At 65.4% G+C, this 23,912-nt stretch carries 24 protein-coding genes; 21 read left to right on the top strand and 3 right to left on the bottom strand.

The window, feature by feature from the left end; all coding sequences use genetic code 11:
* Positions 1-26 precede the first annotated feature (26 nt).
* The 18 genes from IAE37_RS27520 (at position 27) to IAE37_RS27435 (ending at position 16,951) form a co-directional block, all read left to right on the top strand.
* Positions 27-902 (top strand): DMT family transporter, encoded by an 876-nt coding sequence (locus IAE37_RS27520; RefSeq protein ID WP_201178607.1) that lies wholly within the window; start codon positions 27-29, stop codon positions 900-902.
* A 320-nt stretch (positions 903-1,222) separates the two neighbouring features.
* On the top strand, positions 1,223-2,059 hold the full coding sequence (locus IAE37_RS27515) for an ABC transporter ATP-binding protein (protein WP_442967881.1): 837 nt from the start codon (positions 1,223-1,225) through the stop codon (positions 2,057-2,059).
* A 59-nt stretch (positions 2,060-2,118) separates the two neighbouring features.
* The gene (locus tag IAE37_RS27510) at positions 2,119-3,096 is read left to right on the top strand and encodes an ABC transporter substrate-binding protein (protein WP_442967880.1); all 978 of its coding nucleotides are present in this window, start codon (positions 2,119-2,121) and stop codon (positions 3,094-3,096) included.
* A gap of 28 nt (positions 3,097-3,124) precedes the next feature.
* Complete coding sequence (locus tag IAE37_RS27505; protein WP_201178604.1) at positions 3,125-3,901, top strand: ABC transporter permease; 777 nt, start codon at positions 3,125-3,127, stop codon at positions 3,899-3,901.
* A complete protein-coding gene (locus IAE37_RS27500; RefSeq protein ID WP_201178603.1) occupies positions 3,901-4,665 on the top strand; it encodes an SDR family oxidoreductase in 765 nt (254 codons plus the stop codon). Before IAE37_RS27505 ends, IAE37_RS27500 begins: the two co-directional genes overlap by 1 nt.
* Before the next feature lie 14 nt (positions 4,666-4,679).
* The gene (locus IAE37_RS27495) at positions 4,680-5,228 is read left to right on the top strand and encodes a cupin domain-containing protein (protein WP_201178602.1); all 549 of its coding nucleotides are present in this window, start codon (positions 4,680-4,682) and stop codon (positions 5,226-5,228) included.
* Between the two features lie 4 nt (positions 5,229-5,232).
* Entirely contained in the window at positions 5,233-6,102 is an 870-nt protein-coding gene (locus IAE37_RS27490) for an alpha/beta fold hydrolase (RefSeq protein ID WP_201178601.1), read from the top strand.
* A gap of 5 nt (positions 6,103-6,107) precedes the next feature.
* On the top strand, positions 6,108-6,926 hold the full coding sequence (locus tag IAE37_RS27485) for an IclR family transcriptional regulator (RefSeq protein ID WP_201178608.1): 819 nt from the start codon (positions 6,108-6,110) through the stop codon (positions 6,924-6,926).
* A gap of 1 nt (position 6,927) precedes the next feature.
* Positions 6,928-7,725 carry an SDR family oxidoreductase gene (locus IAE37_RS27480; RefSeq protein ID WP_201178600.1) on the top strand — a complete coding sequence of 266 codons (798 nt, stop codon included), beginning with the start codon at positions 6,928-6,930 and terminating at the stop codon, positions 7,723-7,725.
* The gene (locus IAE37_RS27475; RefSeq protein ID WP_201178599.1) at positions 7,718-9,403 is read left to right on the top strand and encodes a thiamine pyrophosphate-binding protein; all 1,686 of its coding nucleotides are present in this window, start codon (positions 7,718-7,720) and stop codon (positions 9,401-9,403) included. The genes IAE37_RS27480 and IAE37_RS27475 overlap by 8 nt, the downstream gene beginning before the upstream one ends.
* 10 nt (positions 9,404-9,413) lie before the next feature.
* Positions 9,414-10,217: an aspartate dehydrogenase gene (locus IAE37_RS27470; protein ID WP_201178598.1), complete on the top strand. Its 804-nt coding sequence runs from the start codon at positions 9,414-9,416 to the stop codon at positions 10,215-10,217.
* Between the two features lie 10 nt (positions 10,218-10,227).
* A complete protein-coding gene (locus IAE37_RS27465) occupies positions 10,228-11,718 on the top strand; it encodes an aldehyde dehydrogenase (protein WP_201178597.1) in 1,491 nt (496 codons plus the stop codon).
* Positions 11,715-12,683, top strand: coding sequence for a VOC family protein (locus tag IAE37_RS27460; RefSeq protein ID WP_201178596.1), 969 nt, complete (start codon positions 11,715-11,717; stop codon positions 12,681-12,683). The genes IAE37_RS27465 and IAE37_RS27460 overlap by 4 nt, the downstream gene beginning before the upstream one ends.
* A 10-nt stretch (positions 12,684-12,693) precedes the next feature.
* Complete coding sequence (locus tag IAE37_RS27455; RefSeq protein WP_201178595.1) at positions 12,694-12,921, top strand: recombinase-like helix-turn-helix domain-containing protein; 228 nt, start codon at positions 12,694-12,696, stop codon at positions 12,919-12,921.
* 20 nt (positions 12,922-12,941) lie between these two features.
* Positions 12,942-13,976 (top strand): aromatic ring-hydroxylating oxygenase subunit alpha, encoded by a 1,035-nt coding sequence (locus IAE37_RS27450; protein WP_201178594.1) that lies wholly within the window; start codon positions 12,942-12,944, stop codon positions 13,974-13,976.
* Between the two features lie 22 nt (positions 13,977-13,998).
* Positions 13,999-14,958, top strand: coding sequence for a PDR/VanB family oxidoreductase (locus IAE37_RS27445; protein ID WP_201178593.1), 960 nt, complete (start codon positions 13,999-14,001; stop codon positions 14,956-14,958).
* Positions 14,959-15,163: 205 nt separating this feature from the next.
* Positions 15,164-16,393 carry a hypothetical protein gene (locus tag IAE37_RS27440; protein ID WP_201178592.1) on the top strand — a complete coding sequence of 410 codons (1,230 nt, stop codon included), beginning with the start codon at positions 15,164-15,166 and terminating at the stop codon, positions 16,391-16,393.
* Positions 16,394-16,492: 99 nt separating this feature from the next.
* Positions 16,493-16,951, top strand: coding sequence for a DUF4265 domain-containing protein (locus IAE37_RS27435; RefSeq protein ID WP_201178591.1), 459 nt, complete (start codon positions 16,493-16,495; stop codon positions 16,949-16,951).
* 3 nt (positions 16,952-16,954) lie between these two features.
* Here the strand turns inward: IAE37_RS27435 and IAE37_RS27430 are convergent, their stop codons facing one another.
* The 3 genes from IAE37_RS27430 to cysK form a co-directional block, all read right to left on the bottom strand.
* Positions 16,955-17,836, bottom strand: coding sequence for a DMT family transporter (locus IAE37_RS27430; protein ID WP_201178590.1), 882 nt, complete (start codon positions 17,834-17,836; stop codon positions 16,955-16,957).
* 456 nt (positions 17,837-18,292) lie between these two features.
* On the bottom strand, positions 18,293-19,228 hold the full coding sequence (locus IAE37_RS27425; RefSeq protein ID WP_201178589.1) for an aspartyl/asparaginyl beta-hydroxylase domain-containing protein: 936 nt from the start codon (positions 19,226-19,228) through the stop codon (positions 18,293-18,295).
* 171 nt (positions 19,229-19,399) lie between these two features.
* Positions 19,400-20,374 (bottom strand): cysteine synthase A, encoded by a 975-nt coding sequence (gene cysK / locus IAE37_RS27420; protein WP_201178588.1) that lies wholly within the window; start codon positions 20,372-20,374, stop codon positions 19,400-19,402.
* Positions 20,375-20,519: 145 nt separating this feature from the next.
* On the opposite strand from cysK, the gene IAE37_RS27415 reads away from it, so the two are divergent.
* The 3 genes from IAE37_RS27415 to IAE37_RS27405 all read left to right on the top strand — a co-directional run bounded on the left by IAE37_RS27415 (position 20,520) and on the right by IAE37_RS27405 (position 23,845).
* Complete coding sequence (locus IAE37_RS27415) at positions 20,520-21,593, top strand: DUF748 domain-containing protein (RefSeq protein WP_201178587.1); 1,074 nt, start codon at positions 20,520-20,522, stop codon at positions 21,591-21,593.
* Between the two features lie 214 nt (positions 21,594-21,807).
* Positions 21,808-22,653, top strand: a complete 846-nt coding sequence (locus IAE37_RS27410; protein WP_201178586.1) for an AAA family ATPase — start codon at positions 21,808-21,810, stop codon at positions 22,651-22,653.
* 13 nt (positions 22,654-22,666) lie between these two features.
* A complete protein-coding gene (locus IAE37_RS27405; RefSeq protein ID WP_201178585.1) occupies positions 22,667-23,845 on the top strand; it encodes a vWA domain-containing protein in 1,179 nt (392 codons plus the stop codon).
* Positions 23,846-23,912 lie beyond the last annotated feature (67 nt).

The following is a 23,912-nucleotide window of genomic DNA, read 5'->3' as shown; positions in this document are numbered from 1 at the left end:
GCCCTACCCCATCCCCGGAGACCCTCGTGAGCCCCATCGCCCTAGCCCGCCTGCTGACCCTTGCCGCTGTCTGGGGGGCGAGCTTCCTGTTCATGCGTATTATCGCCCCCGAACTGGGCACCCTGCCGACGGCCTTCTTCCGCGTCTCGATCGCCTGCCTGGGGCTGATCGCGATCCTCGTCGTCTCTCGCGTGCGCTGGGCATTCCAGGGCAAGCTCGGGGCCTGCCTGGTCCTGGGCATGATCAACTCGGGCATCCCGGCCACCTTCTATTCAGTGGCAGCCCAGGTGTTGCCCGCCGGCTACTCGGCGATCTTCAACGCCACCACGCCGCTGATGGGTGTACTGATCGGCGCCCTGTGCTTCCGCGAACCGATGACCCTGCCCAAGTTGTCGGGCATCTTCCTTGGCCTGCTCGGCGTCGCCGTCCTCAGCGGCGCCGGCCCGGTGGCCCTGGACGGCGCCCTGCTGCAGGGTGCTCTGGCCTGCCTGGCCGCCACCACCTGCTACGGCTTCGCTGGCTTTCTCGCCAGGCGCTGGATCAGCGGCCTGGACAGCCGCCTGGCTGCGCTGGGCAGCATGCTCGGCGCCACCTTGATGACTTCGCCACTGTTCGCCTGGAGCGCCATCACCCAACCACCTGCCAGTTGGGGCGGCTGGCAGGTGTGGCTGTCGCTGCTGGGCCTGGGGCTGCTGTGCACCGCACTGGCCTATATCCTCTACTTCCGCTTGCTGGAGGAGGTCGGGCCGGTGAAGGCCAGCACGGTGACCTTCCTGATCCCGGTGTTCGGCGTGTTGTGGGGAGCCTGGCTGCTGGATGAGCCTCTATCGATGGCACACCTGTACGGCGGGCTACTGATCGGCGTGGCGCTGTGGCTGGTGTTACGCCCCTCACGCACCTGACGCCTGGCCAACCGCCGCAGGCCTCGGCGTGCCGGCGATTGGCAGTGGCGCGTTTCGCCTATGAAGCAAGCCACCCTCTGCGTTACCTCCTGCTGCTCCATTGCATCGCACCAAAGCGCTGCCATGCGCATTTTCGTGCCACATAAAAAACCTTGTCTCATATATAAAACATCAGTCATTGCACTTCAATTAATCAAGTTACTGAAAAATAAGAACTTTTTATTTAAATGAAGGAGATGTGTTAACTGGCATTGTTCATGCACTAAACGGCGTATCACCTATAAAACAGACCAGAGAGTTCTCCCATGGCTGTGAAAGAGATGTACGCAATCGCCTCGCAGTGGAACATGCCAGTGCCGGACGCCGAACTGGCGCCCATCGAAATCGAATTCCGTGACGTCGGCAAAGCTTTCCCGACCAAGGGCCAGGCCGACGCGCCTTTCGCCATCAGACATGTGAACTTCCAGATCCGTCGCGGGGAAGTGGTGTCGATCATCGGCCCGTCCGGCTGCGGCAAGAGCACCATCCTCAACATGGGCTCGGGCCTCTATCGCCCCACCGAAGGCCAGGTATCGGTGGGCGGCGAGGCGGTGACCGGGCCAGTGCCCAAAGTTGCGTTCATGCTGCAGAAGGATTTGCTGATGCCCTGGCGTAGCATCCGCCGCAACGTCGAGCTGGGCCTGGAGATCCAGGGCATGCCGGCCAGCCAGCGCAAAGGCATCGCCGAAAACCTGCTGGCGCGCTGCCACCTTCAGGGCTTCGCCGACCACTACCCTTTCCAGCTTTCCGGCGGCATGCGCCAACGCGCCGCCCTGGCCCGCACCCTGGCCATCGACCCACAGGTGCTGTTCCTCGACGAGCCGTTCTCGGCCCTCGACGCGCAGACCAAGATGATCCTCCAGCAAGACCTGGCGCGCATGCTGTACGAGGAAAAGAAGACCGCCCTGTTCATCACCCACGATCTGGTCGAGGCCATCGCGCTGTCCGACCGCCTGCTGGTGATGAGCGCCCGTCCCGGCACCATCATCGAGGAAATCGTGATCGACCTGCCGCACCGCGACAACCCGCTCGAGCGCCGCAAGCTGCCGGAAATCGGCCCGCTGGCCGGCCGCCTGATGGACCTGTTGCACGTTGGCGCCGACCACGAATTGCATTGACCGACCTTCACTACCCCTCGCCCCCGGGAGTCAGCATGTTCAATACACCGTTCAAACGCATGGCCCACATGGCCCTCGCCGCCCTTGGCCTGGCCATGACGCTGCAGGCCCAGGCAGAGCCGACCAAAGTCACCTACCTGCTGCCGGCGCCGCCCAGCCTGCCCGCCTTCGCGCCGTGGATCATCGCCAAGGAAAAAGGCTACTACCAGGCCCAGGACCTCGACCTCACCTTCATCGCCGCCAAGGGTGGCGTGGATGTGGCCAAGCAGATCGGCGCCGGCAACGCGCTGGTCGGCGGCGCCATCGGCGATACCCCGATCATCGTGCGCCCCAATGGTATTCCGGTGCGCACCGTGGCCGTGCTCGGCGGCGGCGGGGTGACCATGATCGCCACCAACGCCAGCGCCAACATCCACGACATCAAGGACCTCAAGGGCAAGACCCTGACCGTCATGTCGTATTCGGACACCACCTACTACGCCCTGCTCGCCTCGCTGCGCAAGGCCGGCCTGGGCAAGGACGATGTCGATATCCAGGCCGCCGGCCCCTCCGGCGTGTGGCAGCTGTTCTCGGCCAACAAGGCCGAGGCCATGGCCGGCGTGCCGGACTGGGTGGTCAACGCCGAGGATGCCGGGCTCAAGTACCAGTTGATCCCACGCGACCAGGTGTTCGAGAGCATGGCCCAGGCGATCCTGGCCTCCGACGATGCTATCGAGCATCACCCGCAGGTGGTGCGCGGCGTGGTCCAGGCCACCCTGCGCGGCCTGCAGGACATCATCGCCGACCCCAAGGCCGCCGCAGCCACCTTCGCCCGTGCGGTCCCGGCCTATGCCGGCAAGGAAGCGTCGCTGGAGAAGACCCTGCGCCTGTACGTGGAGTACGTGTACGCCGGCCAGGCGGTGCCCGGGCGCATCGACCCGGCGCGTCTGGACGCGGTGCGCAAGTTCTACGTCAGCGAAGGCATCGTGCCCCGCGAAACGCCGCTGGAGGAGCTCTACAGCAACCAGTTCATCGACACCCAGACCGCGGCCCAATGACGGCCCCGGCAACCAAGGTAACCGCCTGATGAAAAACCTCAACACCTCCATGCTCGGCAGCATCGCCCTGCTCCTGTTGTTCCTCGTGGCCTGGCAATGGGGCCCGAGCGTGCTCGGCATGCCCGAGTTCGTCATGCCGCCGCTCAGCCGCGTGGCCGAGGAAAGCGCGCTGATGTGGCACAGCGGCGGCTTGCTCGAACACACCCTGATCACCGCCTTCGAGATCATCGTCGGCTTCGCCCTGGGCGCCCTGCTGGGGGTATCCATCGGCGTCTCGCTGGGTCTTTCGCCGTCGGCCGAGGCCATGCTTTCGCCGTACATCCTGGCCCTGCAGATCGCCCCCAAGGTCGCCTTCGCGCCGCTATTCGTGATGTGGCTGGGCTACACCATCTACCCGAAGATCCTGATCGCCATCCTGATCGTGTTCTTCCCGGTGATGATCAACGTGCTCTCGGCCATCCGCACCGTCGACCCGGACATGATCAACCTGGTACGCACCATGAACGCCAGCCGTTGGCAGATCTTCCGCCTGGTGGAGTTCCCCTCGGCCATGGCCGCACTGTTCTCCGGCCTGCGCATCGCTTCGACTCTGGCAGTGATCGGGGTCACCGTCGGCGAGCTGGTCGGTGGCAACCAGGGCCTGGGCTTCCTGCTGGTGGACGCCGAGGGCCAGGGCAACACCGCCGGGGTGTTCGTCTCCATCGTCATGCTCACCCTGATCGGCGTGCTGGCATACGGCGCCGTGGTCTGGGCCGAGAAGCGCGTGCTCCATTACCTCCCCAAAGCCATGCTGAGTACTTCGTGATGACGCAGTTCAACAACCTCCTTGCAGGCCGCCGCGTGCTGGTCACCGGTGGCGCCCGCGGCCTGGGCTACGCCTTCGCTCAGGCCATCGCCCAGGCCGGTGCCCGGGTGGTGATCGCCGACATTCTCGCCGGACGCGTGCAACAGGCTGCCTGCGAACTCGCCGAGCAGGGCCTGGACGTCAGCGGCGTGACCCTCGACCTGGGCGACCCGGGGTCGATCAGCAGCTGCATCGAGCGCAGCGTGAATCGCCTCGGTGGCCTGGATGGCCTGGTCAACAACGCCTCCATCACCAACTCCGGCGGCAAGAGCTGCGAAGCACTGGACATCGAGACCTGGGACCAAGTGATGCAGGTGAATGTGCGCGGCACCTGGCTGATGACCCGCGCGGCCCTGCCGGCCCTGCGTGAAAGCGGCCGCGGCGCGATCGTCAACCTGGCTTCGGACACCCCGCTGTGGGGCGCGCCGAACCTGCTGGCCTACGTCGCCAGCAAGGGCGCGCTGATCGCCATGACCCGCAGCCTGGGCCGCGAGCTTGGCGCAGACAATATCACCGTCAACGCCATCGCCCCCGGCCTGGTGCAGGTCGAGGCCACCGCCTACGTGCCCGAAGCCCGCCACCGCCTGTACATCGACCAACGCGCCATCCAGCGCCCACAACTGCCCGACGACGTCAGCGGGGCCGTGCTGTTCGCCCTGTCCGACCTGTCGCGCTTCATCACTGGACAAACCCTGCCGGTCAACGGCGGGTTCGTCATGCCTTGAGCAAGGAGACTGCCATGACCGACCTTTCCCTTCAGCCCCAAGCCACCGACGCGCCGAAAACCTGGGAGCAGCCGGCCGGCGCCGACCTGGCCGCATGGATGCAGACCCGCATCGCCCGCTACGAAACCCGCCGCTACGACTGGGACGCGCTGAAGTTCCAGGCCGACTACGACCCCAAGTTCCGCCGCGCGCAGATGCGCTACGTGGGCACCGGTGGTACCGGCGTGGGCAGCGACATGAACACCATTCCGTCCGAGCACTTCACCTTCTCCACCATGGTGATTCCGGCCGGCCATGAAGGCCCGCCCCACCTGCACACCGACGTCGAGGAAGTGTTCTTCGTGCTGCGCGGCAAGCTCAAGGTAGTGATCGAGAAGGACGGCGAGCGTTTCGAGACCATCCTCACCGACCGCGACCTGATCTCGGTACCACCAGGGGTGTACCGCGAAGAGATCAACATCGGTGACGAAGACGCGCTGATGTGCGTGATGCTCGGCGCCAAGAAGCCGGTCACCCCCACCTATCCGCCAGCCCACCCGCTGGCTTCGATCAAGCGCGGGTAGGCCCATGTCGTCGGTTGCCGAAACACTCACCACGCCGCTGCTGGGGCAACTCCAGCGGCAGTTCCCGGAGCGCTTGCTGCGCCTGGGCGACAGCCAGCAGGCGATCCGCGAAGCGGGCAGCGGTGACGCCGTGGTTCTGCTGCACGGCATCGGTTCGGGCGCGGCGAGCTGGCTGCAGGTGGCTCAGGGCCTGGGCCACCTGGCCCGGGTGATCGCCTGGGACGCACCGGGCTACGGCAACTCTTCGCCGCTGGCGCCCGCCAGCCCGCGCGCCAGCGACTACGCCGAGCGCCTGGCCAGCCTGCTCGATGCCCTGCAGGTCGAGCGCTGTGTGCTGGTCGGTCATTCGCTCGGCGCGATGACCGCCGCCGCACTGGCCCAAGCCCAGCCCGAGCGGATCGCCCGCCTGGTGCTGCTCAGCCCGGCCCGCGGCTATGGCGCGCCGGCCCAGGCCGAGCAGGGCCGCGCGGTACGTACCAAGCGCCTGGAGGACCTCGAGCGCATCGGCGTCGAAGGCTTGGCCGAAGCGCGCAGCGCCAACCTGCTGTCGCCTACCGCCAGTGCCAGCGCGCTGGCCTGGGTGCGCTGGAACATGGCGCGGCTGGTGCCCCAGGGCTATCGCCAGGCCATCGAGCTGCTGTGCGGCGACGCGCTGCTGCATTACCTGCCGCAAAGCGTGCCCTGCGAAGTGCACTGCGGCAGCGCCGACGGCATCACCCGGCCGGACGACTGCCGTGCACTGGCCACGGCCTTCGCCGCGCCGTTCAGCCTGATCAACGGCGCCGGCCATGCCTGCGCCATCGAACAACCGGAAACCGTGACCGGGCGCCTGGCCCGGGCACTGCAAGCCTCATTCACAGGTAGCGTGCAATGAACGATATGGATGCCTCGAAGGAAAACCAGGACAAGTACATCGTCCCCGGCCTGGAGCGCGGCCTGTTGCTGCTGTGCGAATTCAGCCGGCAGAACCGCACCCTGACCGCGCCCGAACTGGCCCGGCGCCTGTCGCTGCCTCGCTCGACCATCTTCCGCCTGCTGACCACCCTGGAAACCATGGGCTTCGTCAACCGCAGCGGCAACGAGTACCGCCTGGGCATGTCGGTGCTGCGCCTGGGCTTCGAGTACCTGGCCTCGCTGGAACTGACCGAACTCGGCCAGCCGCTGCTGGCGCGCCTGTGCGACCACCTCAACTACCCGAGCAACCTGGTGGTGCGCGATGGCCGCTCGATCGTCTACGTGGCCAAGGTTTCGCCACCCTCGGTGTTCTCCAGCGCCGTCACCGTCGGCACCCGCCTGCCCGCCCATGCCACGGTGCTCGGGCGCGTGCTGCTGGCCGACCTGAGCCTGGCCGAACTGCGCGAGCTGTATCCCGAGGAGCACCTGGAACAACACTCGCCGAGCACGCCGAAAACCGTGCTGGAGCTGTTCGACCTGGTGCAGGCCGACCGCCTGCGCGGCTACGTCAGCGGCGAGGGTTTCTTCGAACAGACCATCTCCACGGTCGCAGCTCCCGTGCGCGACGCCAGCGGTCGGGTTGCCGCGGCCCTGGGCCTGACCATCCCCACCGTGCAGATCGGCCACGTCAACTTCGAAAACCTGCTGGGCCAGGTGCGCGGTAGCGCCGACGAACTGTCACGCCTGCTCAACTACAGGCCTGGTGCCGGCCACGGCCAGGTCACCGCGCTGATGAGGGATTGAAATGAACCTCTATTCACTGCACGACAGCACCGCCATCGTCACCGGCGGCTCTTCCGGCATCGGCCTGGCCTGCGTCGAACTGCTGCTCGAAGCCGGGGCCCGGGTGGCCTTCTGCGGGCGCGACGGCGAGCGCCTGCGCAGCGCCGAAGCCAGCCTGCGCGAACGGTTTCCCCAGGCGCGCCTGCTGGCGCAGGTATGCGACGTGCTCGATGCCGAGGCGGTACGTGCCTTCGCCGCCGCCAGCGAGGCCGAACTGGGCCCGGCCCGGGTACTGATCAACAACGCCGGGCAGGGCCGGGTGTCGACCTTCGCCGACACCACCGACGCGGCCTGGCAGGACGAACTGCAGTTGAAGTTCTTCTCGGTGATCAACCCGGTACGCGCCTTCATGGCGCAACTGCAAGGCCAGGCCGGCGCCTCGATCGTCTGCGTCAACTCGCTGCTGGCCAGCCAGCCGGAGCCGCACATGGTGGCCACCTCGGCTGCCCGCGCCGGGCTGAAGAACCTGGTGCGCTCGATGGCCTTCGAGTTCGCCGAACACGATATCCGAGTCAACGGCATCCTCATCGGCCTGGTCGAGTCCGGGCAATGGCGCCGCCGTTTCGAGGCCCGTGACGAGCGAGCGCTGGGCTGGCGGCAATGGACCGCACAGTTGGCCCGCCGTAAACAGATTCCCCTGGGTCGCCTGGGCCTGCCGAAAGAGGCCGCCCAAGCCATCCTGTTCCTCGCTTCGCCGTTGTCGTCCTACACCACCGGCAGTCATATCGATGTTTCTGGAGGCCTGTCCCGCCATGCGTAACGATAATAATAATGTCACCGTGGGCGCGGTCATCACCGCGTTTCTCGAGCAATGCGAGGTCAAGGCCGCGTTCGGCGTGATCTCCATCCACAACATGCCGATCCTCGATGCCTTCGCCGTGCGCGGCAACATCCGCTTCGTCATGGCCCGCGGCGAAGCCGGCGCCACCAACATGGCCGATGCCTATGCCCGCAGCAGCGGTGGCCTGGGTGTGTGCCTGACCTCCACCGGCACCGCCGCCGGTAACGCCGCCGGGGCCATGGTCGAGGCACTGACCGCCGGCACGCCGCTGCTGCACATCACCGGGCAGATCGAAACGCCCTACCTGGACCAGGAGTTCGCCTACATCCACGAGGCCCGCGACCAGCTGACCATGCTCAAGGCGGTGTCCAAGGCGGCGTTCCGCGTGCGCAGTGTGGAAACCGCGCTGAGCACCATCAAGCTGGCCGTGCAGACCGCCCTGACCGCCCCGACCGGGCCGGTCAGCGTGGAAATCCCGATCGACATCCAATCCACCTTCGTGCCGATGCCCGCCGACCTCACGCCACTGCCGATCCCGGTCGCGGCGCCCGCCCCGGAAGCCTTGGAGCAACTGGTCGAACGCATGCTCAAGGCCAAGCGCCCGCTGCTGTGGCTCGGTGGCGGTGCGCGGCATGCCGGCCAGGCGGTCAAGCGCCTGCTGGACATGGGCGTGGGCGTGATCACCTCGACCCAGGGCCGCGGCGTGGTCAACGAAGACGACGAACGCTGCCTCGGCGCGTTCTCGCAGAACCGCCTGGTCGAAAGCTTCATGCAAAGCTGCGACGCGCTGCTGATCGCAGGCTCGCGACTGCGCAGCAACGAAACCTTCAAGTACGCCCTGAAGCTGCCGGAAAATACCCTGCGCATCGATGCCAACCCGGCCATCGAAGGGCGCAGCTACTCCAGCGACCTGTTCGTCTGCGGCGACGCCGCGCTGACCCTCGACGCCCTCGCCGATCGCCTCGAAGGCCGCCTGCAGACCGACCCGCAGTTCCTCGCCGAACTCAAGGACGTGCGCAGCAAGGCGCGCGCCGCACTGGTCGCCGACCTCGGCCCGTACGCGACGATGGTCGAGCAGCTGCAAGGCATGACCGGGCGCAACTTCACCTGGGTGCGCGACGTGACCCTGTCCAACAGCATCTGGGGCAACCGCCTGCTCGACCTGTATCACCCACAGGCCGGCGTGCATGCACTGGGCGGTGGCATTGGCCAAGGTCTGGCGATGGGCATCGGCGCTGGCATCGCCGCCGCCGAATACGATCCGCAACGCAAGGTGTTCGCCCTGGCCGGCGACGGCGGCTTCATCCTCAACCTGGGTGAGCTGGCGACCCTGGTACAGGAAAAGGCCAACGTGGTGATCCTGCTGATGAACGACCAGCGCTACGGGGTGATCCGCAACATCCAGGACGCCATCTACGGCGCCCGCCACGCCTACGTCGAGTTGCACACCCCTGACTACACCCAACTGGCCGCCTCAATGGGTATCCGCCATGGCCTGGTGCGCGACCTCAAGGACTTCGGCACGGTGCTGGAAAGCGCCTTCAGCCAGCCTGGGCCGTTCCTGCTGGAAGTCGACATGCTCGCCGTCGGCAACTTCGCCACCCAGTTCGCCGGCCCGCCCAACAGCGAAACCAAAGCCCAGAAGGCCACTGCCTGAGGAACGCGCCATGCTGCATATCACCATGATCGGCTGTGGCGCCATCGGCGTCGGCGTGCTGGAACTGCTGGAGCGAGACCCGCAATTGTGCGTCGATGCCGTGATCGCCTCGGCGGGCTCGGCAGAGCTGGTGCGCCAGCGCCTGGCCAGCTTCAAGCGGCCGCCCCAGGTGCTGACGGCGCTGCCGGCCGAGGCGCGTCCCGACCTGCTGGTCGAGTGCGCCGGCCACCGCGCCATCGAAGAGCACGTGCTGCCGGCCCTGGAGCGCGGCATCCCGTGCCTGGTCGTCTCGGTGGGCGCACTGTCCGAACCCGGCCTCGTGGAACGCCTGGAGGCAGCGGCCGAACGCGGCAATACCCGCATCGAGCTGTTGCCTGGCGCCATCGGTGGCATCGATGCCCTGTCGGCCGCCAAGGTGGGTGGCCTGGATGCCGTCAGCTATACCGGCCGCAAGCCGGCCAGGGCGTGGAAGAACACCCCGGCCGAGCAGGTCTGTGACCTCGACAGCATCAGCGAAGCCACGGTGATTTTCCAGGGCAGCGCCCGCGAGGCCGCGCGCCTGTACCCGAAAAACGCCAACGTGGCGGCCACCCTGTCGCTGGCCGGCCTGGGCCTGGACCGCACCCAGGTGACCCTGGTCGCCGACCCGCTGAGCGACGAGAACGTGCATCAGGTCCAGGCTCGCGGCGCCTTTGGTGGTTTCGAAATGAGCCTGCGCGGCAAGCCGCTGCAGGCCAACCCGAAAACCTCGGCGCTGACCGTGTTCAGCGTGGTCCGTGCCCTGGGCAACCACGCCCATGCCATTTCCATCTAGGGGATTGCCCATGACTTCGCAACAGACCTTACCCATCTGCATCGCCGGTACCTGGCGCCAGGGTGGTGGCGAGCGCTACGCCACCTGCTACCCGGCCACCGGCGAGCCGGTGGCCTGGCTCAACGCTGCCAGCCTGGACGATGTCGAGGCTGCGGTGCAGGGTGCCCACCAGGCCTTCCTGCACAGCGGCTGGGCACAGCGCAAGCCGCACGAGCGCGCCACCGTGCTGTACCGCATCGCCGGGCTGATCCGCGAGCGCGCCGAGGAACTGGCCCACCTGCAGCGCCAGGACAACGGCAAGCCGATCAACGAAACCCGCGCCCTGGTGGCCAGCGCCGCCGGCACCTTCCAGTTCTTCGCCGCTGCCTGCGAGACCCTGGAGGAAACCATCACCCCGTCGCGCGGCGACTTCATCAGCATGAGCGTGTACGAGCCGATGGGCGTGGTCGCGGCGATCACGCCGTGGAACTCGCCGATTGCCAGCGAAGCGCAGAAGGTCGCGCCGGCCCTGGCCGCAGGCAACGCGGTGGTGATCAAGCCTGCGGAAATCACCCCGTTGCTGGCCCTGCAACTGGCGCGCATCTGCGACGATGCCGGCCTGCCCAAAGGGCTGGTCAGCGTGTTGCCAGGTAAAGGCTCGCTGCTGGGCGACGCCCTGACCCGCCACCCGCTGGTCAAGCGCGTGTCGTTCACCGGCGGCACCCGCACCGGCAAGCACATCGCCCACATCGCCGCCGACAAGATGATGCCGGTATCGCTGGAGCTGGGCGGCAAGTCGCCGACCATCGTGCTCGACGATGCCGACCTCGACCACGCTGTGGCCGGGGTGCTGTACGGCATCTTCAGTTCCTCGGGCGAAGCCTGCATCGCAGGCTCCAGGCTGTTCGTCGCCCGCGCCCTCTACGAGCCGTTCATGGCCCGCCTGACCGCCGCCGCCGCGCAGCTGCGCCTGGGCGACCCAGCCGACGAACGCACGCAGATGGGCCCGCTGATCAGCGCCGCGCACCGCGAGTCGGTGGAGCGCTACGTGGCCCTGGGCCTGGCCGAAGGTGGCCGCCTGCGCCTGGGCGGCGAGCGCCCGCAGGGTGGGCTGTTCGACCAGGGCTACTTCTACCCGCCGACCATCCTCGAAGGCCTGGGCAACCAGCAGCAGGTATGCCAGGAGGAAATCTTCGGCCCGGTGCTGGTGGCCATGCCGTTCGACGACGAGGCCGAACTGATCGAGCAGGCCAACGACAGCCTGTATGCTCTGGCCGCCGGTATCTGGACCCGCGACTACAAGCGCGCCTGGAACCTGGGCCGCAGGCTGCAGGCCGGTACCGTCTGGGTCAACACCTACAAGCAGTTTTCCATCTCGACACCGTTCGGCGGCTGGCGCGACAGCGGCCTGGGCCGCGAGAAAGGTCGCCTGGGCATCCTGCAGTACATGGAACAGAAAAGCCTCTACTGGGGCATGAACGAACAACCGCTGGCCTGGGCCGGCGTGGAGGCTGGGCAATGAGCGTTCTGGGTATCGACGAAGTCACCTACGGGGTCGAGGACCTGGCCACCTGCGTGCGCTTCTTCAGCGACTGGGGCCTGGCCAAGGTCAGCGAAGCGCCCGACCAAGTCGTCTTCGAAACCCTCAACGGCTGCCGCGTGGTGCTGGCCGCCATCGACAAACCGGGCCTGCCGCCGGCCATCGAGCCGGGCTCGACGGTGCGCGAGGTGGTCTGGGGCGTGGAAAGCGAGGCCGACCTTGCGCTCTACAGCCAGCGCATCGCCAACGACCCAGGATTCGTCGAAGGCAATGGCCGCATCGGTTGCACCGACCCCAACGGCCTGGCTATCCGACTGCAAGTGACCCGCAAGCGCGCCCTGGACCTCGAGTGCAGCGGCCACAACACCTGGCAGACCAAGGGCCGGATCAACAAGCCGGCACCGGTCTACGAGCGAGCCACCCCGATCGAAGTGGGCCACGTGGTGTTCTTCGTCAAGGACGTCAACGCCTGCGAAGCGTTCTACCACGAACGCTTCGGCTTCCAGGCCTCGGACCGCTACCCCAACCGCGGCGCCTTCCTGCGCACCGCCGAGGAAGGCGGCCACCACGACCTGTTCATGCTGCAACTGCCGGCGCCACGTGCCGGCCTCAACCACGTGGCGTTCACCGTGCGTGACCTGCACGAGGTGTTCGGGGGCGGCATGCACATCTCCCGCTGCGGCTGGGCCACCGAAATCGGCCCGGGCCGTCATCCGGTGTCCTCGGCGTTCTTCTGGTACTTCAAGAACCCGGCAGGCGCGCTGGTGGAGTACTACGCCGACGAGGACCAACTGACCGGCGAGTGGCAACCGCGCGAATTCGAACCCGGGCCGACCGTGTTCGCCGAATGGGCGATCGCTGGCGGCATCGACGGCAATACCCGGCGCCAGCAGCATGTCGAGGCGCCCCAAGGCAAATTCCTCACCGACAAACCAAAGAACAACTGAGGACCATCCCATGAGCGACACCGAGGTTTACCTGCAACCCCATCAGGCGCGAAAACGCCCCAACACGCCGTTCGAGGACCTGCTCGGCGACTCCATCGAACGCGCCTACGGCAACGGCGTGAGCGAGCTGGGCGAGTTGCTCGCTCACCTCGACCTGGCCGGCCCGCCCTGCCCGCTGACCAGCGGCGAGTGGACCGAAGACGCATTCAAAACCCTGATGGCACGGCTGGGCGAATGACCCGCTGGAGGTAGAACAAGATGAACATGCAACTCTCCGTGGACCCTGTTGAGCAACACCTGGCCAATGGCCTGAAAGACCTGTGGTTTCCCGTGCTGCCATCGGAGCTGCTGACCGACCGTCCGCGCTCGATCCGCCGCCTGGGCTACAAGATCGCCCTGTGGCGCGACAACGATGGGCGCGTGCATGCCCTCGAGGACCATTGCCCGCACCGCGGCGCACCGCTGTCCCAGGGGCCGGTGCTCGGTGACCGCCTGCAATGCCCCTATCACGGTATCGAAGTGCGTTGCGACGGCACCGTGACCAAGGTCCCCGGCAGCCCTGGCTGCAAGCTCGAAGGCAGCCGCCCGACGCGGATGTTCCATACCCGCGAAGCCGCTGGCGCGATCTTCCTGTTCAACGCCACCGACCCGCACCTGGCTGAGCCGCCGGAGCTGGTGCTGCCCGAGCAACTGACCTCGCCCGAGTGGAGCAGCTTCCTCTGCTACACCGAGTGGAAAGGCGACTACCGCTACGTGCTGGACAACGTCATGGACCCGATGCACGGCACCTACCTGCACAAGATGTCGCACTCGATGAGCGAAGGCGAAGCCACCGCCAAGTTCGTCACCCGCGACACCGAACAAGGTTTCTTCTTCGAGAAGGAAGGCCAGCGCGGGGTCAACTTCGACTGGACCGAATTCCTCGACAACGGCTGCCATTGGCTGCGCCTGGAAATCCCCTACCCGAAAACCGGCGGCCCAGGCGGCAACTTCACCATCATCGGCAGCTACACCCCGAGCAGCCGCGCCTTGTCGGCGGTGTTCCACTGGCGTGCGCGCCCGCTCACCGGCTGGCAGCGCGACACCTGGCGGTTCCTCTACAAGAACCGCCTGGAAGCCCGCCACTGGGCAGTGCTGGAGCAGGATCGGGTGCTGCTGGAGTTCATGGAGTTCGACGCCAACCAGCGCGAGAACCTCTACCAGCATGACCTGGGCGTGGTCCGCCTGCGCCGTTACCTGAAGGGCAAGGCCAAGGAACAGCTGGCCCTGATCGAAACGAAGCAACTGGCCTGAGCCACGACCTGCGAGGTGAACGATGTCCAATTCCTCCCTTATCAGTGCATTGGTGCATACCTTGCGCTACGAGGCCGACGGGATCATCAGCGTCGAGCTGCGCCCGTGGGGCGATACCGTGTTCGCGCCGTTCGAGGCGGGCGCGCACATCGACCTGCACCTGCCCAACGGGCTGGTGCGCAGTTACTCGCTGCTCAACGCGCCGAGCGACCGGGGCCGCTACGTGGTCGGCATCCTTCGCGACCGCAGCAGCCGCGGTGGCTCGCGCTATGTGCACGAGCAGCTGCGGGTAGGCATGGAGCTGAAGATCTCCCAGCCACGCAACAATTTCGCCCTCGATACCCACGCCAACCACAGCGTGCTGGTGGCCGGCGGTATCGGCATCACGCCGATTTTCTGCATGTTCAACCAGTTGCTGGCGCTGGGGCGCTCGGCCGAGCTGATCTACTGCGCGCGCTCGCGGCGCGAGGCGGCGTTGCTGGAGCCGATCGCCGCGCTGGGGGCCAAGGTGGTCTACCACTTCAACGATGAAAAGGGTGGGCTACCGGACCTGGGCGCCTACCTGGCGGGCCACCCGGCCGGCACCCATTTCTACTGCTGCGGGCCGACGCCGATGCTCGATGCCTTCGAGCAGACCTGCGCCGGGCTCGGCTACGAGCATGCGCATATCGAACGCTTCAGCGCAGTAGAAGTGGCGGCGGCGGAGGACGCCCAGGCCAGCTACAGCGTCGAGTTGAGCAAGTCGGGCAAGACGCTCAGCGTCGAGCCTGGGTTGAACCTGCTGGATGTGTTGCTCGAAGCCGGCTGCGATATCGAATACAGCTGCCGGGAGGGCGTGTGCGGCTCGTGCGAGACGCGCGTGCTGGAAGGCGATATCGACCACCGCGACGGTGTGCTGACCAAGGCCGAGCGCGCGGCCAATGGTTCGATGATGGTGTGTGTATCCGGGTGCAAGAGCAAGCGCCTGGTGCTGGACCTCTGAACCTGAGCCGGCCTCTTCGCTACAGGGGGCCCCCTGTAGGAGCGGGTTTACCCGCGAATAGGCCGGCCCAGGCAACCCAAATAACAAAACAATAAACCCACCCCCCAGTCTTTCGCATTCCACAGCCACCGCCTAAACGCCCCTGCCCCAGGGGTGACGGACGGCTGTTGCTTGCGAAAACTGCTCCAACCTTGCAGGGCACAGCATGAAACGATTTGTGATTTCCCTTGGTATGGTTTTAGGCAGTTGCACCACCTTCGCGTCCGAACCCGGCCCCGCCGCACCCGACCAGCCGCCGAGCGCACGCAAGCCGTTCCCGCACATCGCCTGGCGCAGCGACGACGGCCAGAGCTCGCTGGACATCGGCGGCGCGCTGCGGGTCAACTACCGCGACGAACACTGGGACACCACCGAGAACAACGGCCGCTTGCTCTTCGACACCTTCCGTCTCGACGTACAGGCCAGCCACCGGCAGCTGTTCAGCGATGTCGGCTACTGGTTCCAGGACGATGGCAAGCGCTCCATCGACCGCGGCTTCGTCGGCTACCGCTTCGACAACCAGTCCAACCTGCAACTGGGCGCGCCGTTCAAGCCGTTCGGCCTGGAGCCTTACCCGCAGTTCGGCTGGAGCTATCACATTCCGTTCTTCATGGGTTATGGCGTCAGCGCCGGCACGGGCCTGAAGTACAGCTACAAGGACCGTGACTGGGACCTGCAGCTCGGCTACTTCCCGCGCATGCTGCCGACCGGCATTCGCTATTCGCCGGAAATCGGCCGCTACAGCGACCTCGACGACAACGCCGTGGCCTTCACCCAGGCGCGCCAGGACAACGAAAAGCGCCATCAGGTCAACGCCCGGGTGGCCCGCACCTTCAGCGGCGAGGGCTGGAAGACCGAGATCGGCGCCTCCCTGGCCGCCGCCGACCTGTACAACGCCACCACCCACGACGATGGCGACTACTGGGCCGGTGGCGTGCACGCCCTGATCAACCGCGGCGCCTGGACTGTGACCGGCCAGGCCATCCGCTACGAGTACGACCCGAAGAACCCCGCCGGGGTGAGCGACGACGCCGTGCTGATGGGCGGCAACGGCCTGACCCCGGCCTACCTGATCGCCTCCAAGGCCACCATCGCCGCGCTCAACGTCGGTTATGACGTATATACGCCGAGCTTGGGGCAGTTGAAGAAGATCAAGTTCTACACCGACTACAGCCGCATGATGAAGGACAAGAGCGGCTGGGACGACTCGCAGATGTTCACCGTCGGCGCGCAGTTCCTGGCGATGCCGGTGATGGCCTGGGTCGACCTGACCTGGGCGCGCAACGCCAACCCCTTCGGTGGGGCGGAGAATGGCACCGGGTGGACCAGTACCAATTCGGTGGGGAGCAACGACTGGTATTACCGGACCAACATCAATATCGGGTACTACTTCTGAGGCCCTGGGGGCGCTTTGCGCCCCAAAACCCACAACGCCACAGACACACCAGCCAAAGGGCATTAACATAGGCCGCCCTCCTGTAGCTGGCCCCCGAACATGCCCTGCGACTACAAGATCGTGCTCTGGCGCCTGCAACAGGACGCCCAGGGCTACCCGCCCGCCTCGGTCGAGGGCCTCTGGGCCAGGCGCAGCGAATCCGGCTACCAGGTCGACAGCATCCCCTTCTATGCCTACGGCATCGCCCCCGGCGATACCATAAGCATCACCGAGGAGGACGACCAGGCCTGGTTCGAAGCCGTACAGCACAGTGGTGGCGCCTCGGTCTTTCGCATCCGGGTGAAAGCCACCGCTGAACTCGAACAGGTGCGTGCAGCACTCGAGGAATTCGGCTGCCCCTGCCAGGCAGAGCCGGCCGTGAAGATGCTGGCGGTCGAGGTACCACCCTCTCGCACCCTCGACACCCTGCTCTACTACCTGCTGACCCAGCGCGAAGCAGGCACCCTGGACTTCGAGGAAGGCGTGTTGCGCCACGCCATCCCCGAAGAATTCCGCTAGGACCTACGCCTCGGCCAGGCGCGCTGCCGGCTTTCGGAATACGAACAGCAGGCCGACCACGATCAACCCCATGCCCAGCAGGCTCAGCGGCGCCAGACGGTTGCCGAAGATCAGCAAGTCCATCACTGCGGTCACCGCCGGCACCAGGTAGAACAGGCTGGTGACGTTGACCAGGTTACCCCGCGCGATCAACCGGTACAGCAACAACGTCGCCAGCAGCGAGACCACCAGCCCCATCCACAGCAGCGCGCCGACGAAACTGCCGGTCCACTGCACATGCAAGGGTTGCATCGGCGCGAACACCGCGCACATGGCGAATCCGGCGATGTACTGCAACGGCAGCGTGCCCATCGGATTGTCGGTGATGCGCTTTTGCAGGATCGAGCCGAAGGTCATGCTGGCCAGCGCCAGCAGGGCGAACAGCATGCCCAGCCACGATACCCCACCAAGGTTGATGCCCTGGTAGACCACCATCACCAACCCGGCGAGCCCCAGCCCCAGGCCGAACAGCCGGCTCAGCGAGCGCTGGCGCTCCATCAGCACCACGGTGAGGATCGGTTGCACGCCCATCACCGTTGCCATCACCCCAGGGGTGACATGGGTGTTGAGCGCCAGCAGGTAGAAGATCTGATAGGCGCCCAGCAGCACGCAGCCGGTGCCCAGGGCGCGCAGCACTGCACCACGGCTGCGTGGCCAGCGCAGGCCGAGCAGTGGGCCGATCAGCAACAGGCCAGTGAGCGCCAGCGCCGAGCGCAGCAGCAGGAAGGCGAAGGGGCTGGCCTGGGCCAGGCCCAGCTTGGAGACGATCGCCCCGCTGCTCCACAGCAGGACGAACAGGCTGGTAGTGGCCGCCGAGGCCACGGATGCTTTGTTGAAGACAGACATGTATTGCCACCTGGTATTAGGCGAATAAGCCAAACGGCGGGCGCGCGCTTCAGCGTAGGAAGGAGCCGGCCGTGTTCAGTAGGTTGCGTAGGTGATGGGATTCGGCCTGAAGCCGATCAGCCCAGCACGACCACGCAAGGAGGCGGAGCTACGCCGCCTACGACGCCACTGACAGGTGGTGGGGGGTAGTGACTGATCATGGCCGGCTGCTGGCTGCCACGCACGACCATGCCCGCGACTGGCGCGAGGGCAAAGCATGTGGTGGGAGGGATGGCTGGCATGATCGGGGGAGCTTTGAAGATTGATGTGTTTCGGAATATAGCGGTGAATTGGGGGTGGGGCAATAGCTGATGCTTGTGCTGGCCTCTTCGCGGGTAAACCCGCTCCTACAGGGGGTGCGCTTTCCCTGTAGGAGCGGGTTTACCCGCGAAGAGGCCAGCACAGGCACCCCAATTATCAGAACAACCAGCGATACAACAGGTACGCCACCACCACCGCCAGCACCGGCCGCAAAATGCGGTAGGCCTTGGGGTTGGCCCGCTTGAATTTCTTCACATGGGTGCTGATCTTGTTGCTGAAGCACTTGCTCCAGGCATACGCCTGGTTGATCCCGCCCACGCGCTCGTCATCGGTGTTCTGCGGCGCGGTGGCGCGGCCGAGGAAGGCGCTGACCTTGCGGTTGATGCGGGTCATCAGCGGGCTGCTCAGCGGGCGCTCGATGTCGCAGAAGAGGATCACCCGGGTCACGTCGGTTTCGTTCTTCACCCAGTGCACGTAGGTTTCGTCGAACATCACGTCTTCGCCATCACGCCAGGCGTACTCCTCACCATCGACGTAGATGCGGCAGGCGTCGGAGTTCGGCGTGGACAGGCCCAGGTGATAACGCAGCGAACCTGCGAACGGATCGCGGTGCGGGTTCAGGTGGCTACCACCAGGCAGCAGAGCGAACATTGCGCCCTTGACGTTGGGGATGCCGCTGACCAGTTCGACGGTGCGCGGGCACAGGGTTTCGGCCGACGGCAGGGGTTTGTCGTACCACTTCAGGTAGAAACGCTTCCAGCCTTTCTTGAAGAACGAACCGAAGCCAGCGTCGTTGTCCTTTTCGGCAGCGCGGATATAGCCCTCGTCGAACAGGCGCATGGCCTCTTCGCGGATTTCCTGCCAGTTGTCCTTCAGCACATCCAGCTCGGGGAAGCGCTGGCGGTCCAGGTAGGGCTTGGACGGCACGCCGGAAAACAGGTACATCAAGGCGTTATAAGGGGCGAACAGCGCCGAATGGTTGACGAACTGGCGCAACACCGGCAGGCGGGCCTTGCCGCGCAGGTGCACGAACAGCACGCTGGCGAAGAACACCAGCAGGACACCCGCCTTGGCGACGAAGGAAAAGGTCATGCAACACTCCTTGGAGAAAGAGCAGGCCAGCGCTGCCTGCTCCCGAAAAATCATCCGGCCATGATAAACCCATCCCGCCTGGGGACAAACCATCCAGCCGAGATCCGCGTCATGAAGATTGTGCAATGAACCAGGCCGCCGAATATTGCGCCGGATCAGCGGCCCGGATGATTACTGCTGGTTTTCCTGCTCGCTGAACAGGTCGCTGAACAACATGCTCGACAGGTAGCGCTCGCCGGAGTCCGGCAGGATTACGACGATGGTCTTACCCTGCATTTCCGGTTTTTCCGCCAGACGCACCGCCGCCGCCATCGCCGCACCGCAGGAAATGCCGCAAAGAATGCCCTCTTCCTGCATCAGACGAATGGCCATGGCCTTGGATTCGTCGTCGGTCACGGTCACCACCTGGTCGATCAGCGACAGGTCGAGGTTCTTCGGGATGAAACCGGCGCCGATGCCCTGGATCTTGTGCGGGCTGGGGGTCAGTTCCTCACCGGCCAGGGCCTGGGTGATCAACGGCGAAGCCACCGGCTCTACCGCCACCGACTGGATCGACTTGCCCTGGGTCTGCTTGATGTAACGCGACACCCCGGTGATGGTGCCGCCGGTGCCGACGCCGGCCACCAGCACATCGACCGCGCCGTCGGTGTCGTTCCAGATTTCCGGGCCGGTGGTCTTTTCGTGGATCGCCGGGTTGGCCGGGTTCTCGAACTGGCCCGGCAGGAAGTACTGTTCCGGGTCGGAGGCGACGATTTCGTTGGCCTTCTCGATGGCTCCCTTCATGCCCTTGGCTGGCTCGGTCAGCACCAGCTCGGCGCCCAAGGCCTTGAGCACCTTGCGCCGCTCCAGGCTCATCGAGGCCGGCATGGTCAGCATCAGCTTGTAGCCGCGGGCGGCGGCGACGAACGCCAGGCCGATGCCAGTGTTGCCCGAGGTCGGCTCGACGATGGTCATGCCCGGTTTCAGCTTGCCGCTGCTTTCGGCGTCCCAGACCATGTTCGCGCCAATCCGGCATTTGACCGAATAGCCCGGGTTGCGCCCTTCGATCTTGGCCAGAATGGTCACCCCGCGCGGGGCGATGCGGTTGATCTGCACCAGCGGCGTGTTACCGATGGAATGGGCGTTGTCTGCGAAGATACGGCTCATGGCAGGGTCCTTGGAGAACTGAGAAAAAGCAGGAAAGACCTCAAGGGTAAGCCTGCCCCCTTTGCCCGTAAAGCCCCGCGAAGCCCGTTCGAACTCAGCCGAACGGCCTGTGGTCAACCGCACAACCCGTCGCGGAGATCTACCGATGAAAGCCCGCTATCGCTGGCCACTGGTCGGCCTGGCCAGCCTGGTCGTGCTGTTGGTGGCGCTGCACCTGGCCCTGCCCTACCTGGTGCGCGACTACCTGAACGACAAACTGGCCGACATGGGCGAATACCGCGGCCAGGTCGCCGACGTCGACCTGGCCTGGTGGCGCGGCGCCTACCAGATCAATGGCCTGCAGATCGTCAAGACCACCGGCAAGGTACCGGTGCCGCTGCTCGATGCCCCGCTGATCGACCTTTCGGTCAGCTGGCGTGCATTGTGGTACGACAAGGCCGTGGTCGCCGAAGTGACCTTCGTGCGCCCGCAGCTGAACTTCGTCGACGGTGGCAGCAAGCAGGCCTCGCAGACCGGCCAGGGCACCGACTGGCGCCAGCAGTTGGAAAAACTGTTGCCGATCACCCTCAACGAAGTGCGTATCAACGACGGCACCCTGACGTTCCGCAACTTCAACTCCAAACCGCCGGTCGACCTCAAGGCCACCCAACTGCAAGCCAGCATCCACAACCTGACCAACGTGCGCGATGAAAAAGGCCGGCGCGACGCCAGCTTCGAAGCCACAGCCCTGCTGCTGGGCGACGCCAAGGTCGAGAGCCGGGCGACCTTCGACCCGTTCAGCGACTTCGACGACTTCGAGTTTCGCCTGCGTGCCACCGGCATCGAGCTGCGCCGGCTCAACGACTTCGCCAGCGCCTATGGCAAGTTCGACTTCAACGCCGGACATGGCGACGTGGTGATCGAGGCCCAGGCCGAGCAGGGGCGGCTCAACGGCTACATCAAGCCGCTGCTGCGCGATGTCGATGTGTTCGACTGGCAGCAGGACGTCGAAGAGAAGGACAAGGGCTTCTTCCGCTCGGTGTGGGAGGCAGTGGTGGGCGCGACCGAAACGGTGCTGAAGAACCAGCCGAAGAACCAGTTCGCCACCCGCGTGGAACTCAGCGGCAGCGTGCACAAGCAGGACATCAGTGCCTTCGAGGCGTTCTTGCAGATCCTGCGCAACGGCTTCATTCAGGCGTTCAATGCGCGTTATGAGCAACCTGCTCCTGAATCCGACTGAGCGACCGTGACGGGGCATTCAGGGAATGAATGCCTGGTCTGCGTTTCCAGCTGCCCGACCCCGCGTTATAGTCGGGGGCAAATCGATAATTATGTGTTGCCTGAAGCGGCCTCTTCGCGGGTGAACCCGCTCCTACAGGATCTTCACCGCCCCTGTAGGAGCGGGTTCACCCGCGAATGAGGCCGGCCCAGGCCCCAGCAGAGGACAACCCCCCATGAAGTTCGAAGGCACCCGCGACTACGTCGCCACAGACGATCTGAAACTGGCGGTCAACGCGGCCATCACCCTCGAACGCCCCCTGCTGGTCAAGGGCGAGCCCGGCACCGGCAAGACCATGCTCGCCGAACAGCTCGCCGCCTCCTTCGGCGCCCGCCTGATCACCTGGCACATCAAGTCCACCACCAAGGCCCACCAGGGCCTCTACGAGTACGACGCGGTCAGCCGCCTGCGCGATTCGCAGTTGGGCGTGGACAAGGTCCACGACGTGCGCAACTACCTGAAGAAGGGCAAGCTGTGGGAGGCTTTCGAAGCCGATGAGCGGGTCATCCTGCTGATCGACGAGATCGACAAGGCCGACATCGAGTTCCCCAACGACCTGTTGCAGGAACTCGACAAGATGGAGTTCTACGTCTACGAGATCGACGAGACCATCAAGGCCAGGCAACGCCCGATCATCATCATCACCTCCAACAACGAAAAGGAGCTGCCCGACGCCTTCCTGCGCCGCTGCTTCTTCCACTACATCGCCTTCCCCGACCGCGAGACCCTGCAGCGCATCGTCGACGTGCACTACCCGAAGATCAGCGAGTCGCTGGTCAGCGAGGCGCTGGACGTGTTCTTCGACGTACGCAAGGTGCCGGGCCTGAAGAAAAAGCCCTCCACCTCCGAGCTGGTCGACTGGCTCAAGCTGCTGATGGCCGACAACATCGGCGAAGCCGTGCTGCGCGAGCGCGACCCGACCAAGGCCATTCCGCCGCTGGCCGGCGCCCTGGTCAAGAACGAGCAGGACGTACAACTGCTCGAGCGCCTGGCCTTCATGAGCCGGCGCGGCAACCGCTGACAGGAGGCGAGCCATGCTGCTCAACCTGTTCAATGAAATGCGTGCGGCCAAGGTACCGGTGTCGGTGCGCGAGCTGCTCGACCTGCACCACGCCTTGCAAAAGCACGTGGTGTTCGCCGACATGGACGAATTCTACTACCTGGCCCGCGCCATCCTGGTGAAGGACGAGCGCCATTTCGACAAGTTCGACCGGGCCTTCGCCGCCTACTTCAAGGGCCTGGAGAACCTCGACCGACACATCGAGGCGCTGATCCCCGAGGACTGGCTGCGCAAGGAGTTCGAGCGCTCTCTGAGCGACGAAGAACGTGCGCAGATCCAATCCCTGGGCGGCCTGGACAAGCTCATCGAGGAATTCAAGAAACGCCTCGAAGAGCAGAAGGAACGCCACGCCGGCGGCAACAAGTGGATCGGCACCGGCGGCACCAGCCCATTCGGCTCGGGCGGCTTCAACCCCGAGGGCATCCGCGTGGGCGAGGCCGGCAAGCGCCAGGGCAAGGCGGTGAAGGTGTGGGACCAGCGCGAGTACAAGAATCTTGACGACCAGGTCGAGCTCGGCACGCGCAACATCAAGCTGGCCTTGCGCCGCCTGCGCAAGTTCGCCCGCGAGGGTGCCGCCGAAGAGCTGGACATCGACGGCACCATCGACCATACCGCCCGTGACGCCGGGCTGCTGAACATCCAGATGCGCCCGGAGCGGCGCAACACGGTCAAGCTGCTGTTGCTGTTCGACATCGGCGGTTCGATGGACGCCCACGTACGGGTCTGCGAAGAGCTGTTCTCGGCCTGCAAGACCGAGTTCAAGCACCTGGAGTACTACTACTTCCACAACTGCGTCTACGAGTCGGTGTGGAAGAACAACCTGCGCCGCACTTCCGAGCGCTTCTCCACCTTCGACCTGCTGCACAAGTACGGCGATGACTACAAGGTGGTGTTCGTCGGCGATGCGGCGATGGCGCCCTACGAGATCACCCAGCCGGGCGGCAGCGTCGAGCATTGGAACGAAGAAGCCGGGTATGTGTGGATTCAGCGCTTCATGGAGAAATTCAGGAAGGTCATCTGGATCAACCCATACCCGAAGCAGGCTTGGGAATACACTGCCTCGACGCACCTGGTGCGCGACCTGATCGAGGACAAGATGTACCCACTGACCCTGCAGGGGTTGGAGGATGGGATGCGTTATCTGTCGAAGTGATGTAAGCCTGTGGCGGCCTATTCGCGGGTGAACCCGCTCCTACAGGGGATCTGTGTAGGAGCGGGTT

This window comes from Pseudomonas sp. S31 (genome assembly GCF_016648105.1).
GTDB lineage: Bacteria > Pseudomonadota > Gammaproteobacteria > Pseudomonadales > Pseudomonadaceae > Aquipseudomonas.
The sequence above is the reverse complement of the archived record's forward strand: the minus strand, read 5'-3'. Positions and strand labels throughout refer to the sequence as shown.